This is a genomic window from Cedecea sp. AS113 (assembly GCF_037152415.1).
Taxonomy (GTDB): domain Bacteria; phylum Pseudomonadota; class Gammaproteobacteria; order Enterobacterales; family Enterobacteriaceae; genus Cedecea.
In genome coordinates, this window is sequence record NZ_JBBCMI010000005.1 from 244,538 (window position 1) to 262,000 (window position 17,463).

The 17,463-nt window shown below is 54.5% G+C and carries 16 protein-coding genes; 8 read left to right on the plus strand and 8 right to left on the minus strand.

The annotated features are described in order from the left end of the window. Positions 1-57: 57 nt before the first annotated feature. Complete coding sequence (gene hemL, locus WFN87_RS08370; protein ID WP_336982877.1) at positions 58-1,338, minus strand: glutamate-1-semialdehyde 2,1-aminomutase; 1,281 nt, start codon at positions 1,336-1,338, stop codon at positions 58-60. Positions 1,339-1,515: 177 nt separating this feature from the next. Between hemL and clcA the strand changes: the two genes are divergently transcribed. Together clcA and erpA are read left to right on the plus strand one after the other, a co-directional pair. Further along, entirely contained in the window at positions 1,516-2,937 is a 1,422-nt protein-coding gene (gene clcA, locus WFN87_RS08375) for a H(+)/Cl(-) exchange transporter ClcA (protein WP_166993595.1), read from the plus strand. Positions 2,938-3,017: 80 nt separating this feature from the next. Beyond that, the gene (gene erpA / locus WFN87_RS08380) at positions 3,018-3,365 is read left to right on the plus strand and encodes an iron-sulfur cluster insertion protein ErpA (protein ID WP_008456903.1); all 348 of its coding nucleotides are present in this window, start codon (positions 3,018-3,020) and stop codon (positions 3,363-3,365) included. A gap of 50 nt (positions 3,366-3,415) precedes the next feature. On the opposite strand, the gene WFN87_RS08385 is transcribed toward erpA, so the two are convergent. Genes WFN87_RS08385 through mtnN form a run of 3 tightly spaced genes read right to left on the minus strand, consistent with a single transcriptional unit; the run spans position 3,416 to position 5,550 of the window. Beyond that, positions 3,416-4,036 carry a TRIC cation channel family protein gene (locus WFN87_RS08385; RefSeq protein WP_008456904.1) on the minus strand — a complete coding sequence of 207 codons (621 nt, stop codon included), beginning with the start codon at positions 4,034-4,036 and terminating at the stop codon, positions 3,416-3,418. Positions 4,037-4,058: 22 nt separating this feature from the next. Beyond that, a complete protein-coding gene (gene btuF / locus WFN87_RS08390; protein WP_336982878.1) occupies positions 4,059-4,859 on the minus strand; it encodes a vitamin B12 ABC transporter substrate-binding protein BtuF in 801 nt (266 codons plus the stop codon). Further along, positions 4,852-5,550: a 5'-methylthioadenosine/S-adenosylhomocysteine nucleosidase gene (mtnN, locus tag WFN87_RS08395; RefSeq protein ID WP_166993601.1), complete on the minus strand. Its 699-nt coding sequence runs from the start codon at positions 5,548-5,550 to the stop codon at positions 4,852-4,854. The genes btuF and mtnN overlap by 8 nt, the downstream gene beginning before the upstream one ends. Before the next feature lie 94 nt (positions 5,551-5,644). Here mtnN and dgt point away from each other — a divergent pair, with 94 nt between their 5' ends. Next, a complete protein-coding gene (gene dgt / locus WFN87_RS08400; RefSeq protein ID WP_166993603.1) occupies positions 5,645-7,159 on the plus strand; it encodes a dGTPase in 1,515 nt (504 codons plus the stop codon). A 142-nt stretch (positions 7,160-7,301) separates the two neighbouring features. Continuing rightward, positions 7,302-8,747, plus strand: coding sequence for a serine endoprotease DegP (gene degP, locus WFN87_RS08405; RefSeq protein WP_008456911.1), 1,446 nt, complete (start codon positions 7,302-7,304; stop codon positions 8,745-8,747). A gap of 58 nt (positions 8,748-8,805) precedes the next feature. Here the strand turns inward: degP and WFN87_RS08410 are convergent, their stop codons facing one another. From WFN87_RS08410 to map, 4 genes are all read right to left on the minus strand, one after another. After that, complete coding sequence (locus tag WFN87_RS08410; protein ID WP_008456913.1) at positions 8,806-9,195, minus strand: DUF3461 family protein; 390 nt, start codon at positions 9,193-9,195, stop codon at positions 8,806-8,808. Positions 9,196-9,305: 110 nt separating this feature from the next. Continuing rightward, positions 9,306-10,130 carry a 2,3,4,5-tetrahydropyridine-2,6-dicarboxylate N-succinyltransferase gene (gene dapD, locus WFN87_RS08415; protein ID WP_008456915.1) on the minus strand — a complete coding sequence of 275 codons (825 nt, stop codon included), beginning with the start codon at positions 10,128-10,130 and terminating at the stop codon, positions 9,306-9,308. Positions 10,131-10,227: 97 nt separating this feature from the next. Beyond that, a complete protein-coding gene (gene glnD, locus WFN87_RS08420) occupies positions 10,228-12,900 on the minus strand; it encodes a bifunctional uridylyltransferase/uridylyl-removing protein GlnD (protein ID WP_034808526.1) in 2,673 nt (890 codons plus the stop codon). A gap of 64 nt (positions 12,901-12,964) precedes the next feature. Further along, positions 12,965-13,759, minus strand: coding sequence for a type I methionyl aminopeptidase (gene map, locus WFN87_RS08425; RefSeq protein ID WP_039300527.1), 795 nt, complete (start codon positions 13,757-13,759; stop codon positions 12,965-12,967). 314 nt (positions 13,760-14,073) lie between these two features. Between map and rpsB the strand changes: the two genes are divergently transcribed. The 4 genes from rpsB to frr all read left to right on the plus strand — a co-directional run bounded on the left by rpsB (position 14,074) and on the right by frr (position 17,355). Then, the gene (gene rpsB / locus WFN87_RS08430) at positions 14,074-14,799 is read left to right on the plus strand and encodes a 30S ribosomal protein S2 (RefSeq protein WP_008456923.1); all 726 of its coding nucleotides are present in this window, start codon (positions 14,074-14,076) and stop codon (positions 14,797-14,799) included. A 135-nt stretch (positions 14,800-14,934) separates the two neighbouring features. Then, positions 14,935-15,786, plus strand: coding sequence for a translation elongation factor Ts (gene tsf, locus WFN87_RS08435; protein WP_008456925.1), 852 nt, complete (start codon positions 14,935-14,937; stop codon positions 15,784-15,786). A 147-nt stretch (positions 15,787-15,933) separates the two neighbouring features. Next, positions 15,934-16,659: a UMP kinase gene (gene pyrH, locus WFN87_RS08440; RefSeq protein WP_008456928.1), complete on the plus strand. Its 726-nt coding sequence runs from the start codon at positions 15,934-15,936 to the stop codon at positions 16,657-16,659. A gap of 138 nt (positions 16,660-16,797) precedes the next feature. Beyond that, the gene (gene frr, locus WFN87_RS08445; RefSeq protein WP_008456929.1) at positions 16,798-17,355 is read left to right on the plus strand and encodes a ribosome recycling factor; all 558 of its coding nucleotides are present in this window, start codon (positions 16,798-16,800) and stop codon (positions 17,353-17,355) included. The last annotated feature ends 108 nt before the right edge of the window (positions 17,356-17,463 follow it).

The following is a 17,463-nucleotide window of genomic DNA, read 5'->3' on the forward strand; positions in this document are numbered from 1 at the left end:
ATAAATCTGCTGGTTTTCCCCTCGCCCTTCCAGGGAGAGGGCCGGGGGAGGGTAAAATTACAGCTTCGCAAACACGCGGCGTGCCGCGTCGATGGTCCGCTGAATATCTTCTTTGCTATGCGCCACGGACATAAAGCCCGCCTCAAACGCGGACGGCGCAAGGTATACGCCTTCTTCCAGCATCAGGTGGAAGAAGCGCTTGAAGCGCTCTACATCGCAGGCAACCACGTCTTTATAGCTGGTGACGGTTTCGGCATCGGTGAAGAACAGGCCGAACATGCCGCCGACGTTATTCACCACCAGTGGGATGTTTTCTGCTTTAGCCGCATTCAACAGGCCGTTAGCCAGCATCTCCGTCAGCTCGGTCAGGGTCTGGTGAACGCCGGGCTGCGACACTTCTGTCAGGCAAGCGAAGCCCGCCGCCATGGCGATAGGGTTCCCGGAGAGCGTGCCCGCCTGGTAAACCGGGCCCGTTGGTGCCAGCGCGTCCATGATTTCGCGACGGCCACCGAAGGCGCCGACTGGCATCCCGCCGCCGATGATTTTGCCGAGGCAGGTCAGGTCTGGTTCGACATCGTAGTAAGACTGAGCACCCGCCAGCGCCACGCGGAAGCCGGTCATCACTTCATCAATAATCAGCAGTGCACCAAATTCGTCGCACAGCGCTCGCAGGCCCGGCAGGAAGTCCGCATGCGGAGGAATGCAGTTCATGTTGCCCGCGACGGGTTCAACGATGATACAGGCCACGTCCTGAGGATATTGCTTAAAGGCTTCGCGCACGGAGGCCAGATCGTTATAGGTGCAGGTCAGGGTGTGCTTCGCAAAGTCAGCCGGCACGCCCGGAGAGTTTGGTTGGCCGAGCGTCAGAGCGCCGGAACCGGCTTTCACCAGCAGGCAATCCGCGTGGCCGTGGTAGCAGCCTTCGAATTTGATGATTTTATCCCGGCCAGTGTAGCCGCGAGCGAGGCGGATAGCGCTCATGGTGGCTTCGGTGCCGGAGTTCACCATACGAACCATGTCCATGGTCGGCACCAGCTCACAAACCAGCTCCGCCATTTTCACTTCCATTTCGGTTGGCGCCCCAAAGCTCAGGCCGCGCTCAACGGCTTCAATGACCGCGTTGCGGATCGCCGGGTGGTTGTGGCCGAGCACCATTGGGCCCCATGAACCAACGTAATCGATATAGGCTTTACCGTCTGCGTCATACAGGTAAGCCCCGTCCGCACGCTCGATAAACAGAGGCACTCCGCCTACGCCAGTAAAGGCGCGTACCGGAGAGTTAACGCCGCCGGGAATGACCTGGCGGGCTGCGGCGTACAGGTTTTCAGACTTACTCATGAATCGGCTCCTGATTCGTGGAAATGGTGACAGCGGGCTATTCTATGTGAAACCTGCCTCGCGTTGAAATATTTGCCCAAATCAAACGTTACGGTTTATTAGCTAATTTAATAAGACGAAGGTCTTTTCTGTGGGTAAAATGCCCGCCTTATTTGTATGACTAACCGGTTCGGAACCATGAATTTAGCCCATAACTCTCTCGATCAGGCGCAAAGCGTCCAACAGCGTCGCGGAGCGATTCTGCGTCGTCTGATTGGCCAGGATAAAATGCCGCTAATGATTTTGCTGATGGCCGCGGTGGTTGGCACGCTGGCGGGCCTGGTCGGCGTGGCGTTTGAGAAGTCGGTTAACTGGGTGCTTCAGCACCGTATCGGTATGCTGGCGCAGGTCGCGGACAGCGCCTGGCTGGTATGGCCGCTGGCGTTTATCAGCTCGGCGCTGCTGGCGATGGTCGGCTATTTTCTGGTGCGTCGTTTCGCGCCTGAAGCCGGTGGGTCGGGCATTCCTGAAATCGAAGGGGCACTGGAGGATTTGCGGCCGGTGCGCTGGTGGCGCGTGATCCCGGTGAAATTCATCGGCGGGATGGGCACGCTCGGCGCGGGAATGGTGCTGGGGCGTGAAGGGCCGACCGTACAGCTTGGCGGTAACATCGGGCGTATGGTGACAGACATTTTCCGCATGAAAAGTGCGGAAGCTCGTCATTCGCTGCTGGCAACTGGCGCTGCTGCCGGGCTGTCTGCGGCATTTAATGCGCCGCTGGCCGGGATCCTGTTTATCATCGAAGAGATGCGTACCCAGTTCCGCTATAACCTGGTTTCGATAAAAGCGGTGTTTATCGGCGTGATTATGTCGAGCATCGTGTTCCGGATCTTTAATACCGAAACCACGGTGATTCAGGTGGGTAAGCTGGCGGATGCGCCGGTCAACACGCTCTGGCTGTATCTGATCCTCGGCATGATTTTTGGCATTGTCGGCGTGGTGTTTAACCGGCTGGTGATCGGCGCTCAGGATATGTTCCAGCGCATTCACGGCGGCAACATTAAGAAGTGGGTGCTGATCGGCGGGCTTATTGGCGGGCTTTGCGGTGTGCTAGGGCTTATTCAGCAGGCGGCGTCCGGCGGCGGGTTTAGCCTTATCCCGATTGCGGCCGTGGGGAATTACACCATCGGCATGCTGCTGTTCCTTTTCATCGCTCGGGTCATCACCACTTTACTCTGTTTCTCCTCCGGTGCACCGGGCGGTATTTTTGCCCCGATGCTGGCGCTGGGCACGCTGCTTGGCACCGCGTTTGGCACGGCTTGTGCCGCCTGGTTCCCCGCGTATCATCTTGATATGGGCACCTTTGCGATTGCCGGAATGGGAGCGTTACTCGCCGCCTCACTGCGTGCACCGCTCACCGCTATCGTGCTGGTGCTTGAGATGACGGATAATTACCAGCTCATTCTGCCAATGATTATCACCTGTCTTGGGGCGACACTGTTGGCACAATTTTTGGGCGGGAAACCGCTATACTCGGTGATTCTGGCAAGAACTCTGGCAAAACAAGAAGCTGAGAAAGCGCGAGCAGGCGAGCAGGCTTCCGCCGGGCAGAATACTTGAACGAATTACTCGGGTATTAGATAATGCCGCAAAAGTGCGGGTTGTTTTCTGCCCGACTTGTTAATTGTTGGGAGCAAAAAATGAGTGATGACGTAGTAGCGCTGCCGCTGCAGTTTACCGAAGCCGCAGCCAATAAAGTGAAAAGTCTGATTGCAGACGAAGAGAACCCGAATCTGAAACTTCGCGTCTATATCACCGGTGGTGGTTGCAGCGGCTTCCAGTATGGCTTTACCTTTGACGACCAGATCAACGACGGCGATATGACCATCGAGAAGCAGGGCGTTGCCCTGGTTGTGGATCCAATGAGCCTGCAATACCTGGTCGGTGGCGCGGTGGATTACAGCGAAGGCCTGGAAGGCTCCCGCTTCGTGGTGACTAACCCGAACGCGAAAAGCACCTGCGGGTGTGGTTCCTCCTTCAGCATCTGATAAGTTGCTGAAATAAAAAAGCCGCGTATCAAACGCGGCTTTTTTTATCGCTATTGTCGGTCATTTAGCGCAAAGGTCGGCAGTTTAAGGTGCCAGTAGATGGCCGCCAGGCGAATCGCCAGCGTGACCACCATACCAATCATACTGGCCTGCTCCAGCGGGACGTTAAAGGTGTGGTAAGCCGTGGCGTGGACGATACCGCCAATAATACAGGCGGTGGCATAAATCTCGGTGCGCAGAATCATCGGGACTTCACGGGCCAATACGTCGCGGATGATCCCGCCGCCTACGCCAGTGATTACGCCCATGCAGATTGCAACCAGAGGGCTGGCATGGGCCAGAAACGCTTTATTGACGCCGATGCCAACAAACACCGCCAGGCCGACGGCATCCAGTACGGGAAGTACCCACTTAGGCAGGCGTCGCGGCTGGCGAACCAGGACGATCGTCAGCATACAGGTCACCATGGCGACGACAAGGTCCGTGGGATCTTTCACCCAGAATACCGGGCCGTTGGCTAACGCCATATCGCGGATAGTTCCCCCGCCTACCGCGGTAACCACCCCAAGCACCAGCACGCCAAAGGGATCCATCCGCAGCTTTCCGGCCAACAAAACGCCGGAAATAGCGAACACGGCGGTACCGACAATATCCAGCCAATAGACCAGCATTTATGACCCTCAGAGCATGACGTTAAGCTTTCGCCAGCTCTTCGCAGAGCTGTTTTGCGGCGAGGATAATACGCGGGCCCGAGCGAGTAAACCAGTCATCATTCACGGCAATAACCGGAACTTTCAACTGATTACTCCAGAACTGCTGCACCGACGGAATATTGCTCGCATCGCCCGAGATAATAATAGCCTGCGGCTGACGCGTCAGAACCTGCTCGCGACTGACCTGCGGCCAGGGAACCCGGCTGTCAGCGAAAATATTGCGCCCACCGCAAAGCTCAACGACTTCGTTCTGAATGGAATCTTTGCTGGTGGTAAACAGCGGCTGCTGGCTGAACTGCAGGAACACTTTTTTGCTTTGGGTATGGCTGTAGCGAGTTTTTAGCTCTGCAAACTGCCGGGATAGCGTCTCTGCGGCTTTGATTGCCTTTTCTGGTGTTGGACTGAGCGGGGCTAGCTGACGCAGCGCGGCCTCAACGTCGGCAACGCTTTTAGGATCCAGCCAGATGACCTTAATGCCCAGCGAAACCAGTTGGTTTACCTGCCTGTCCGGGTTACCAGCTCGCCAGGCGAGGACTGCGTCCGGTTTCAGGGCAACGATGCGCTCGAAGTTCACGCCCTGCCAGTTGGCTAACTGTTCAATCTGCTTTGCCTGCGGCGGGTAATCAGAGTAAGCGCTCACCGCAATAGGGGTGATACCGGCGGCGAAGGCCAGTTCTGTATTAGCGGGAGAGAGGGAGATGACCCGAGGCGCCGCAAACAGCAGCGCCGGGAGGCAAAGGAGCAGGGCGGTCGCCCCGCGCCAAAGGATGAGCTTAGCCACGAGCCAGGTGCTGAACCAGTTTTTCCACCATCAGGGTGGATTGCCTGGCGGCGACGGCCAGGAATTCTTCGAAGCTCAGGTGGGACTGCTGATCGGCCACGTCGGAGATGGCGCGTACAACCACAAACGGCGTGTTGAAGTTATGGCAAACGTGGCCGATGGCCGTCGCTTCCATTTCTACCGCCACGGCCTGCGGGAAGTTGTGGCGAATTTTTGCCAGCGCCACTGAGCCGTTAATAAACGCATCGCCGCTGACGATCAGGCCGCGAACCGCGTGCAGATCCAGCTCTTTAATGCAGGTTTCTGCTGCCTCAATAAGCTTTTTATCGGCAATGAAAGCTGCCGGGCAGCCCGCCATCTGGCCATATTCGTAACCGAAAGCAGTGACGTCAGCATCGTGATAACGCACTTCTTCAGATACCACGATATCACCCACTTTCAGCGTCGGCGCCAGGCCACCTGCGGAACCGGTGTTGATGATCACGTCTGGCTTGCAGTGTTCCAGCAGCAGCGTAGCACCCATGGCCGCAGAAACTTTGCCGATGCCGGACTTCAGCAGCGCGACTTCAACGCCGTTCAGCGTCCCGGTATAAATTTCGCAACCGGCGATGCTCAGAGTGTGGCGGTTTTCGATTTTGTCACGCAGCAGCGTAACTTCTTCTTCCATTGCACCAATAATGCCTGCTTTCATAGAGATACTCGCTAATGTGGTGGAACATGACTCAATTTTCGGGGCATAGTCTATCATGGCATACAGTCTCCTTATCAACGGAACAGGAGTGGGCATGAGCGAAATAGACTTCCGCAAAAAAATTAACTGGCACCGACGCTTCCGCTCGCCCGAAGGAGAGAAGAGCGAACTTGAGATCCTGCGTATCTTCGAAAGCGATCGCGGCAGGATCATTAATTCTCCCGCAATTCGCCGCCTGCAGCAGAAAACGCAGGTCTTCCCGCTGGAGCGTAATGCTGCCGTGCGCACCCGTCTTACCCATTCGCTGGAGGTGCAGCAGGTCGGGCGCTACATTGCCAAAGAGATCCTTAGCCGCCTGAAAGAGCAGAAGGCGCTGGGGAAATATGGGCTGGATGAGCTAACTGGCCCGTTTGAAAGCATAGTGGAAATGGCCTGCCTGATGCATGACATCGGCAATCCGCCGTTCGGGCATTTTGGCGAGTCGGCGATTAACGACTGGTTCCGCCAGCGTCTGCAGCCGAAAGACAGCGGCGGACAGCCACGCAGTGACGATCGCTGCAAGGTGGATGTGCTCCGGCTGCGCGAAGGCGAAGAGGGATTAAATACGTTACGCAGCAAAGTTCGCCAGGACTTGTGCCATTTTGAAGGGAATGCGCAAGGCATCCGGCTGGTGCACAGCCTGCTGCGGATGAACCTGACCTGGGCGCAGGTCGGCTGCATTCTCAAATACACCCGCCCGGCCTGGTTTGCCCAAAAGCCGCCAGCAAGCCACGCTTATTTGATGAAGAAGCCGGGCTTTTATTTGTCGGAAGAAGGATACATCGAGCGCCTGCGCAAAGAGTTGAACCTGGGCGAGTACAGCCGTTTTCCGCTAACCTGGATCATGGAGGCAGCGGACGATATTTCTTACTGCGTGGCGGATCTCGAAGATGCCGTTGAGAAACGTATTTTCAGCGTCGAGCAGCTTTATCAGCATCTGAGCGAGTCCTGGGGCGAGCAGAAGAAAGGCGATCTCTTTGAGCTGGTAGTCAAAGATGCCTGGGAGAAATCCCGCACCAACCAAATGCGCCGCAGTGCGGAAGATCAGTTCTTTATGTACCTGCGTGTCAATACGCTAAACAAACTGGCGCCGTATGCCGCCCAGCGTTTTATCGACAATTTGCCTGAGATTTATTCCGGTGAGTTCAATCATGCGCTGCTGGAGGACGACAGCCCGTATGCCCGACTGCTGGAGCTGTACAAGCAGGTGGCCGTGCGGCAGGTCTTCAGCCACCCGGATATTGAGCAACTGGAGCTGCAGGGTTATCGGGTTATCAGCGGTTTACTGGATATTTACAGTCCCTTACTCGAGCTTTCAACGGAGGACTTCACGGAGCTGGTGAGCAAGGAAAGCCTGCGTCGTCTGCCTATTGAATCAAGACTTTTCCACAAACTTTCAACTAAACATAGGCTTGCCTATGTAGAAGCGGTGAGCGCTTTGCACCCGGCAAGCCTTGATTTTTCCGTGTGGGAATACTATTTCCGTGCAAGGCTTATTCAGGATTACATCAGTGGAATGACCGATTTATATGCCTGGGATGAGTATCGACGCCTGATGGCGGTGGAGTGAGTTTTCTCGGGAGTTTTGTAAAGATAGAGAATAAATTTTTACTTTTTCCATGCACTTAAGCGCTGAACTTAGCGCGTAAACTTCACTCTGAATGGTGTACCAACACAGCAATTTTGCGTTATTTGAAAGTTGAGATGATTCCATGAAAAAAACCACGTTAGCAATGAGTGCGCTGGCTCTTAGTCTGGGTTTGGCGCTGAGTCCGATGTCTGCCTCCGCCGCTGAGACGGCCTCTTCCGCATCTGCTGCGCAGCCGCTGCCAAGCCTCGCGCCGATGCTGGAGCAGGTGATGCCTTCAGTGGTGAGTATCAACGTTGAAGGGAGCACAACGGTAAATACTCCGCGTATGGGGCGTAATTTCCAGCAATTCTTCGGCGATAATTCCCCGTTCTGCCAGGACGGTTCGCCGTTCCAAAGCTCACCTTTCTGCCAGGGCGGTGGTGCTCAGGGCGGTGGTGGTGACGGAGGCAGCCAGCAGCAGAAGTTTATGGCCCTGGGCTCTGGGGTAATTATTGATGCGGCGAAAGGCTATGTCGTGACCAACAACCACGTGGTGGATAACGCCACCGTGATTAAAGTTCAGCTAAGCGATGGCCGTAAGTTTGACGCCAAAGTGGTGGGTAAAGACCCACGCTCCGATATCGCGCTGATTCAGCTGCAGGATCCTAAAAACCTGACGGCGATTAAAATTGCCGACTCCGACGCGCTGCGCGTAGGTGATTACACCGTAGCCATCGGTAACCCATATGGCCTGGGCGAAACCGTGACCTCCGGTATCGTTTCTGCGCTGGGCCGTAGCGGCCTGAACGTGGAAAACTACGAAAACTTTATCCAGACCGATGCGGCGATCAACCGCGGTAACTCCGGCGGGGCGCTGGTTAACCTGAACGGCGAGCTTATCGGTATCAACACGGCGATTCTGGCCCCGGACGGCGGCAACATCGGTATCGGCTTTGCTATCCCGAGTAACATGGTGAAAAACCTGACCGCTCAGATGGTGCAGTACGGTCAGGTTCGTCGCGGCGAGCTGGGGATTATGGGCACTGAGCTGAACTCCGAGCTGGCGAAAGCGATGAAAGTCGACGCTCAGCGTGGCGCGTTTGTCAGCCAGGTCATGCCGAACTCTTCCGCGGCTAAAGCAGGGATCAAAGCAGGGGATGTGATCACCACGCTGAACGGCAAGGCGATCAGTAGTTTTGCCGCACTGCGCGCAGAAGTGGGTTCTATGCCAGTGGGCAGCAAAATCTCGCTGGGTCTGCTGCGTGATGGCAAGCCAGTGACGGTGAGTCTGGAGCTGCAGCAAAGCACTCAGAATCAGGTTGATGCCGCCACTATCTTCACCGGTATTGAAGGTGCGGAGATGAGCAACCGCGGCGGTAAAGACCAGAAAGGCGTGCAGGTCACCAGCGTGAAGCCAAATACCCCGGCCGCGCGTATTGGCCTGAAAAAAGGTGACATTATCGTCGGCGTGAACCAGCAGGCGGTGAACAATATCGCTGAGCTGCGTAAAGTGATGGACAGCAAGCCGTCGGTGATGGCGCTGAGCATCCAGCGCGGTGATGCGCAGATTTACCTTCTGATGCAGTAATCTTCGTGTAGAGCTGAAAAGGGCCGCGTTTGCGGCCCTTTTTTTATTGAGTTCTGCACTACTTATTGCGAGTCAGTTTTTCCAGATCGGATTCAATTTCGCTGATCTTGTTGGTCACCACGGACTCGAGGTGGCGCAAATCGTCGAGGATCTTACGCTTAAGATCGACTTCGGTGCGGTCACGCTGGCAAAGCTGATCGAGTTCATCGATGACATAGCGCAGGTTGGGGCTGATCTCCTGCACTTCTTTGTAGCCCTGGCCTACGCCATCGGCCACCACGGTTTTGCGCTGGCGTGGGTATTTAAACTTCACGCTTTTGGCAAAAAACTCGCCCTTATCCTTCTGGAAATAGACTTTCAGGATATCGTTGTTGGCTTCCTGCCGGAGGCTGTAACGATCGATTTCATCAGGATTGGTAATACCCAGACTTTTTAAATTATCGTACATAAGCGGTACCCTTCAATATCAATAACCATTAGAGAGTTAACGGAAAATTCCTTTTCCGCTAGTGCCAGATGCAAAAAAGGCGGGATAACCCGCCTTTTGGAGCAAAAAACTTAGTCGATGGTACGCAGCAGTTCGTTGATACCCACTTTACCGCGGGTTTTGGCGTCTACTTTCTTCACGATCACCGCACAGTACAGGCTGTAAGAGCCGTCTTTAGAAGGCAGGTTGCCGGAAACGACAACGGAGCCTGCTGGCACGCGGCCGTAGTGGACTTCACCGGTTTCGCGATCATAGATGCGGGTGCTTTGGCCGATGTAAACGCCCATGGAGATCACGGAACCTTCTTCAACGATCACGCCTTCAACCACTTCGGAACGCGCGCCGATGAAGCAGTTGTCTTCGATGATGGTTGGGTTAGCCTGCAGTGGTTCCAGTACGCCACCGATGCCGACACCGCCGGACAGGTGAACGTTTTTACCGATCTGCGCGCAAGAGCCCACGGTTGCCCAGGTGTCGACCATGGTGCCTTCATCAACATAAGCACCGATATTGACGTAGGATGGCATCAGCACGGTGTTACGTGCGATGAACGCGCCCTGGCGTACTGCCGCCGGTGGCACAACGCGGAAACCTTCTTTCTGGAAGCGCGCTTCGTCGTAGTCGGCGAATTTCATCGGGACTTTATCGAAATAGCGGCTTTCTGCACCTTCGATAACTTTGTTGTCGTTAATGCGGAAAGAAAGCAGTACCGCCTTCTTCAGCCACTGGTGAGTAACCCACTGGCCATCAATTTTTTCAGCAACGCGCAGCGCACCGCTGTCGAGCAGGGCAATCACCTGATTTACCGCTTCGCGGGTCACGGTATCAACATTTGCCGGGGTGATCTCGGCGCGACGCTCGAAAGCGGTTTCGATTACATTTTGTAGCTGCTGCATGATGAACATTTCCTGATTGTGACTTACCTTTCAACTTTTGGGCGACAATCAACTTGACTGTCGCTTTCGGGCTAAAAAGGTAAAAAATAAAAGACCGTTATTTATCGTTTGGATTAAGGGCCGCTGTCAACCGTTGCTGCACTTCCTGCTGGAGCACATTATTAAGTGCACGCCGGTCTGCGGTGGCGATTATAAATAAATCTTCTACTCGCTCACCAATTGTCGTAATTCTCGCCCCGTAGAGCGAAATACCGAGGTCGGCGAACACTTCACCCACCCTGGCCAAAAGACCCGGCTGATCGAGCGCAATCAGCTCAAGGAACGTACGCCGGTCGGTGTGCGTTGGCAGGAAATTGACTTCGGTATCGACGGTAAAGTGACGCAGTTTTGCCGACTGACGGCGTGGCTGCGGTGGCTGCCAGGTCGTCTGGGTGATCGCCTGTTCGAGGCTGTGGCGAATAATATTGTGTCGGTCAATGGACAGCGGGCTGCCGTCGGGCTCGAGCACGATAAAGGTGTCCATCGCCATACCGTCGCGGGTCGTGAAGATCTGCGCGTCGTGAACGCTGAGATTACGACGGTCGAGTTCGGCGCAGACGGCGGCAAACAGATAAGGCCTGTCCGGGCTCCAGATAAAGATCTCCGTGCCGCCGCGCGTTGCCTGCGGGCTCAGCAGGATCATTGGCTGACTAAGATCGTGCTTCAGCAAATGCCGGGCATGCCACGCGATCTGGTTTGGCGTATGGCGAACAAAGTAGTTTGCCCGGCAGCGCGCCCAGATGTGATGCAGCGCTTCCTCATTAATGTTGTCCATCCGCAGCAGGGCAAGCGCCTGAAGCTGGTGGTGACGAACACGTTCGCGCATATCCGGGCTGTTCTGCATCCCGCGGCGCAGCTGTTTCTCGGTGGCGAAGTACAGCTCACGCAGCAGGCTTTGCTTCCAGCTGTTCCACAGCGTTTCGTTGGTTGCGCAGATATCCGCCACCGTCAGGCAGACCAGATAGCGCAGGCGGTTTTCGGTCTGCACCTCTTCGGCAAACTGTTTAATGACTTCAGGATCCTGAATATCACGGCGCTGAGCGGTGACGGACATCAGTAGATGCTGACGGACCAGCCACGCAACCAACTGAGTTTCCCGGGAGTTAAGGCCATGAAGCTCGGCAAATTTCAGCACATCCTGCGCGCCCAGCACGGAATGATCGCCGCCTCGCCCTTTGGCGATATCGTGGAAGAGAGCGGCGATTAAAATCAGCTCAGGATGGGAAAGGCGCGGCCAAAGATCGACGCACAGCGGGTGCTTAGAGCGAGTTTCTTCTTTCGCGAAGCTTTCCAGCTTTTGCAGGACGCGAATGGTGTGTTCATCCACGGTGTAGGCGTGGAACAGGTCGAACTGCATCTGACCGACAATATGCGACCACTGCGGCATATAGGCCCATAGCACGCTATGGCGATGCATTGGCACCAGCGCACGGCTTACCGCGCCAGGATGACGCAGCATCACCAGAAACAGCTCGCGCGCTTCCGGGATGTAGCAGAGCGGTTGGGTCAGGTGACGGCGGGCGTGACGAAGGTGGCGCAGCGTCGTGGAGTAAATGCCGGTGATGTCGCGGTTACGCACCATCATGTAAAACATGCGCAGAATAGCCTGCGGCTCGCGCATAAACAGGGTTTCATCCCGCAGATCGATAAGCGTGCCGCGAAGCTGGAAGTCATCATCCAGCGGGCGCGGTTTTTCGCTGGCATCGAGCGCCAAAATGGCTTCATCGAACAGTTGCAAAAGCATCTGGTTCAATTCGCCCACGCGGCGAGTGACGCGGTAGAAGTCCTTCATCATGTGTTCGACCGGCTCGTTGCCTTCGCCGCTGTAATGCAGGCGCTGGGCCACGCTAAGCTGGCGGTCAAACAGCAGCCGGTTGTCGTAGCGATTGACTTCCAGATGCAGGGCAAAGCGAATGCGCCACAGCAAATGCTGGCATTCATCCAGCTCTTTACGCTCTGCTTCAGTCAGGAAACCAAAGTCCACCATTTCGCCCATGGAGGTGGCGCCGAAGTGACGGCGGGCAACCCACTGCAGCGTGTGAATGTCACGCAGGCCGCCAGGACTGCTTTTGATGTCGGGCTCAAGGTTGTAGCTGGTGCCGTGATAGCGCTGGTGACGCTCGTTTTGCTCTTCGACTTTGGCGGCAAAGAATTTGGCCGACGGCCAGAAACCTTCGCTGAAAATGTGTTTCTGAAGCTCAAGGAACAGGGCGACATCGCCAATTAACAAGCGAGATTCGATGAGGTTAGTGGCGACCGTCAGATCGGACAAGCCTTCCAGCAGGCACTCTTCCAGCGTACGTACGCTGTGGCCCACTTCCAGCTTCACGTCCCAAAGCAGGGTCAGCAACTCGCCGATACTCTGCGCCTGGGCGTCCGTTAGCCGTTTTCTACTCAGAATCAGGAGATCGATATCAGACAGCGGGTGAAGCTCGGCGCGGCCATAGCCGCCCACGGCAACCAGCGCGGCTTCGGGAACATCGGCAAAGCCGTAGGCAATCCACAGCCGCTGCAGCAGCTGATCGATAAATTCGGTGCGGGCATCTATAAGCCGTTCAGCGGAAACGCCGCTATCGAAGGCTTTACCCAGCCATTTCTGGAAAGTGTCTAAGTGCGACTTGATGTCTGCGCAGTTAAGTTCGGCTTCCTGCCAGCTGTTTGGATAGTCCGGCTGGCCGGCGATCTCGGGTTCGGTGGTGTTGGCAAACTGCTCTGGCAAAGCTGGACTCATTGTGCGCTACCCATAAAAAAAGCCGGCTCAGGGCCGGCTTAGATTGCTGACTGACGTCAGGGCATCATTCGTTATGCGAAATCACTGCCGGGATGGTGTCATCTTTACGCAGGGTCATAATCTCGCAGCCGTTCTCCGTCACCACAATAGTATGCTCGTATTGAGCAGACAAGCTGCGATCTTTGGTTTTCACCGTCCAGCCGTCTTTCATAGTGCGAATGCGGTAATCACCGGCGTTAACCATCGGTTCAATAGTGAAGGTCATGCCCGGCTGAAGCACTACGCCGCCGTCATCTGCGTCATAGTGAAGTACCTGAGGTTCCTCATGGAATACGCGACCAATGCCGTGGCCACAGTACTCACGTACGACGGAGAAACCTTCTGCTTCAACAAACTTCTGGATTGCTGCGCCGAGCGTGCGCAGGCGGATGCCCGGTTTCACCATGCGCAGCGCGAGATACAGGCTTTCCTGGGTGATGCGGCACAGGCGTTCGCCGAGAATCGTCGGCTTGCCTACGATGAACATCTTAGAGGTGTCGCCGTGGTATTCGTCTTTGATAACGGTTACGTCGATATTGACGATATCACCGTCTTTCAGCACTTTTTCATCATCTGGAATGCCGTGGCAAACCACTTCGTTGATAGAGATACAGACGGATTTTGGGAAGCCGTGATAGCCCAGACAAGCGGAAATAGCCTGCTGTTCATTCACGATGTAATCATTACAGATGCGATCCAGCTCGCCGGTGGTAATGCCCGGTTTAACGTGGGATTCGATCATTTCCAGCACTTCGGCAGCCAGGCGGCCAGCGACGCGCATTTTTTCGATTTCTTCAGGTGTCTTAATTGAGATAGCCATATCAGATCCGCAGATGTCGATAACGTCGACATGAAATGAGCAGGGAAGTTGCTGTAATGGTATCAGGGGGGGCGTCTCCCTGCAAAATTGAGAATCATCAAGTGCGTATCACGGCAACAACTATTGGAGTCTGGGCGCCATTTATGGTATAAAGCGCGCCGGACTTGTATTCCGATTTTTCGGGTACAGCCAAATACGCTCACTTTGTGTAAATAACACACACGTATCGACACATATTCCGGGGTGCCCTTTGGGGTCGGCAATATGGGATACGTGGAGGCATAACCCCATACTTTATATAGAGGTTTTAAAACATGGCTACTGTTTCCATGCGCGACATGCTCAAGGCTGGTGTTCACTTCGGTCACCAGACCCGTTACTGGAACCCGAAAATGAAGCCTTTCATCTTCGGCGCACGTAACAAAGTTCACATCATCAACCTTGAGAAAACTGTACCAATGTTCAACGAAGCTCTGGCTGAACTGAACAAGATTTCTTCTCGCAAAGGCAAAATCCTTTTCGTTGGTACTAAACGCGCTGCAAGCGAAGCGGTGAAAGACGCTGCTAACAGCTGCGATCAGTTCTTCGTGAACCATCGCTGGTTGGGCGGCATGCTGACTAACTGGAAAACCGTTCGTCAGTCCATCAAACGTCTGAAAGACCTGGAAACTCAGGCTCAAGACGGTACTTTCGACAAGCTGACTAAGAAAGAAGCGCTGATGCGCACTCGTGAGCTGGACAAGCTGGAAAACAGCCTGGGCGGTATCAAAGACATGGGCGGCCTGCCGGACGCACTGTTTGTTATCGATGCCGATCACGAGCACATCGCTATCAAAGAAGCAAACAACCTGGGTATCCCAGTATTTGCTATCGTTGATACCAACTCTGATCCGGACGGTGTTGATTTCGTTATCCCTGGTAACGACGATGCTATCCGTGCTGTTAGCCTGTACCTGGGCGCTGTAGCTGCAACCGTTCGTGAAGGCCGTTCTCAGGATCTGGCTTCCCAGGCGGAAGAAAGCTTCGTAGAAGCAGAATAATAAGGCACGCTCGCTAGAGCCCTTATTTAACCAGGTAGTATCTAGTTTGGTTAGGGGCCTTTTTATGGCCCCTTTTTCACTTTTAAGCCCGTCTGGCCAATGCGCCGGGCAGGCAACATCTCCGAGGATTTTAGAATGGCTGAAATTACCGCATCCCTGGTAAAAGAGCTGCGTGAGCGTACTGGCGCTGGCATGATGGATTGTAAAAAAGCGCTGACCGAAGCCAACGGCGACATCGAGCTGGCAATCGAGAACATGCGTAAATCCGGTGCGATCAAAGCGGCTAAAAAAGCAGGCAACGTTGCTGCTGACGGCGTGATCATCACTAAGATCGACGGCAACTACGGCGTGATTCTGGAAGTTAACTGCCAGACTGACTTCGTTGCTAAAGACGGCGGTTTCCAGGCATTTGCTAACAAAGTTCTGGATGCAGCAGTCGCGGGTAAAATCACCGACGTTGAAGTTCTGAAAGCGCAGTTTGAAGAAGAGCGCGTTGCACTGGTTGCTAAAATCGGTGAGAACATCAACATCCGTCGCGTTTCTTCCCTGGAAGGCGAAGTTCTGGGTTCTTACCAGCACGGCGCACGTATCGGTGTTCTGGTTGCCGCTAAAGGTGCTGATGAAGAGCTGGTTAAACAGCTGGCCATGCACATCGCTGCAAGCAAGCCTGAGTTCGTTAAGCCTGAAGACGTTTCTGCAGAAGTTGTAGAGAAAGAGTACCAGGTTCAGCTGGACATCGCGATGCAGTCCGGTAAACCAAAAGAAATCGCAGAGAAAATGGTTGAAGGCCGCATGAAGAAATTCACCGGTGAAGTTTCTCTGACTGGTCAGCCGTTCGTTATGGACCCAAGCAAAACTGTTGCTCAGCTGCTGAAAGAGCACAATGCTGACGTAACTAACTTCATCCGCTTCGAAGTGGGTGAAGGTATCGAGAAAGTTGAGACTGACTTTGCAGCAGAAGTTGCTGCCATGTCCAAGCAGTCTTAATGGTTTAAAAGGAACCGCCAACCGGCGGTTCCTTTTTATCCAGCCTTACAATTTCAGAGCGCTCCGTTAGGCGAGCGGGCTGAAATGCGACAGAATGTCGCCAGAATTAACCATCCCCCATTCGTTGACTGTTCTCAGGAAAGAAACATGGCTACCAATGCAAAACCCGTCTACAAACGTATTCTGCTCAAACTGAGCGGCGAAGCTCTGCAAGGCACAGAAGGCTTTGGTATTGACGCGAGTATTCTGGACCGTATGGCTCAGGAAATTAAAGAGCTGGTGGAACTTGGCATTCAGGTCGGGGTGGTAATCGGCGGTGGTAATTTATTCCGTGGTGCGGGCCTGGCTAAAGCCGGCATGAACCGCGTCGTGGGCGACCACATGGGCATGCTGGCGACCGTAATGAATGGCCTGGCGATGCGCGATGCGCTCCACCGCGCCTATGTGAACGCCCGCCTGATGTCCGCTATTCCATTGAATGGCGTTTGTGATAACTACAGCTGGGCTGAAGCGATCAGCCTGCTGCGCGCTAACCGCGTAGTTATCCTGTCTGCCGGTACCGGTAACCCGTTCTTTACCACTGACTCTGCGGCCTGCCTGCGTGGAATCGAAATCGAAGCAGATGTGGTACTGAAAGCCACTAAAGTGGATGGCGTGTTTACCGCCGATCCGGCAAAAGATCCTGCTGCAACCATGTACGATCAGCTGACCTACAGTGAAGTGCTGGATAAAGAGCTGAAAGTGATGGATCTTGCCGCGTTCACCCTTGCTCGTGACCACAAATTGCCGATCCGCGTGTTCAACATGAACAAGCCGGGTGCGCTACGTCGTGTGGTAATGGGTGAGAAAGAAGGCACTTTAATTACTGAATAATTTCAGTTGCCCGGTAATCAGGGTAAGATTTGGCTTTATCTACAGCCAGGAATAAACAGGGCTATACTTAGCCTGCGGCGTTGCAGCTGCAGAGAATAAGCGTGGTCTGCCTTAAACCAGTTTTCAAGGATTCGTAACGTGATTAGCGATATCAGAAAAGATGCTGAAGTGCGTATGGATAAATGCGTCGAAGCGTTTAAAAACCAAATCAGCAAAATCCGTACCGGCCGCGCTTCTCCAAGCCTGCTGGACGGCATCGTCGTAGAATACTACGGCACACCAACGCCGCTGCGCCAACTGGCCAGCGTCACCGTTGAAGATACCCGTACTCTGAAGATCAACGTCTTCGATCGTTCTATGGGCCCGGCGGTAGAGAAAGCGATCATGGCCTCTGACCTTGGTCTGAACCCAAGCTCTGCGGGCACCGATATCCGTGTTCCACTGCCTCCGCTGACCGAAGAGCGTCGTAAAGACCTGATCAAAGTGGTACGTGGCGAAGCCGAAGGCGCACGCGTGGCTGTTCGTAACGTTCGCCGCGACGCTAACGATAAAGTTAAAGCGCTGTTGAAAGACAAAGAGATCAGTGAAGATGACGATCGCCGTTCTCAGGACGACGTGCAGAAGCTGACTGATGCTGCTATCAAGAAAGTGGATGCGGCTCTGTCTGAAAAAGAAACTGAGCTGATGCAGTTCTAATCCACATTTTCTGTGGAAAATTCGCCGCCCAGTAAGCCCTCGCGCACCGCGAAGCGTTTACGGGCGGCGTTTTGCTTTATAAAAACGTCAAGTAAAGGCGTAGACAAT

What these genes read in the sequence shown, in the direction of transcription:
- hemL (WP_336982877.1), bottom strand. Translation starts at nt 1,338, where the DNA reads ATGAGTAAGTCTGAAAACCTGTACGCCGCAGCCCGCCAGGTCATTCCC.
- clcA (WP_166993595.1), top strand. Translation starts at nt 1,516, where the DNA reads ATGAATTTAGCCCATAACTCTCTCGATCAGGCGCAAAGCGTCCAACAG.
- erpA (WP_008456903.1), top strand. Translation starts at nt 3,018, where the DNA reads ATGAGTGATGACGTAGTAGCGCTGCCGCTGCAGTTTACCGAAGCCGCA.
- WFN87_RS08385 (WP_008456904.1), bottom strand. Translation starts at nt 4,036, where the DNA reads ATGCTGGTCTATTGGCTGGATATTGTCGGTACCGCCGTGTTCGCTATT.
- mtnN (WP_166993601.1), bottom strand. Translation starts at nt 5,550, where the DNA reads ATGAAAGCAGGCATTATTGGTGCAATGGAAGAAGAAGTTACGCTGCTG.
- dgt (WP_166993603.1), top strand. Translation starts at nt 5,645, where the DNA reads ATGAGCGAAATAGACTTCCGCAAAAAAATTAACTGGCACCGACGCTTC.
- degP (WP_008456911.1), top strand. Translation starts at nt 7,302, where the DNA reads ATGAAAAAAACCACGTTAGCAATGAGTGCGCTGGCTCTTAGTCTGGGT.
- WFN87_RS08410 (WP_008456913.1), bottom strand. Translation starts at nt 9,195, where the DNA reads ATGTACGATAATTTAAAAAGTCTGGGTATTACCAATCCTGATGAAATC.
- dapD (WP_008456915.1), bottom strand. Translation starts at nt 10,130, where the DNA reads ATGCAGCAGCTACAAAATGTAATCGAAACCGCTTTCGAGCGTCGCGCC.
- glnD (WP_034808526.1), bottom strand. Translation starts at nt 12,900, where the DNA reads ATGAGTCCAGCTTTGCCAGAGCAGTTTGCCAACACCACCGAACCCGAG.
- map (WP_039300527.1), bottom strand. Translation starts at nt 13,759, where the DNA reads ATGGCTATCTCAATTAAGACACCTGAAGAAATCGAAAAAATGCGCGTC.
- rpsB (WP_008456923.1), top strand. Translation starts at nt 14,074, where the DNA reads ATGGCTACTGTTTCCATGCGCGACATGCTCAAGGCTGGTGTTCACTTC.
- tsf (WP_008456925.1), top strand. Translation starts at nt 14,935, where the DNA reads ATGGCTGAAATTACCGCATCCCTGGTAAAAGAGCTGCGTGAGCGTACT.
- pyrH (WP_008456928.1), top strand. Translation starts at nt 15,934, where the DNA reads ATGGCTACCAATGCAAAACCCGTCTACAAACGTATTCTGCTCAAACTG.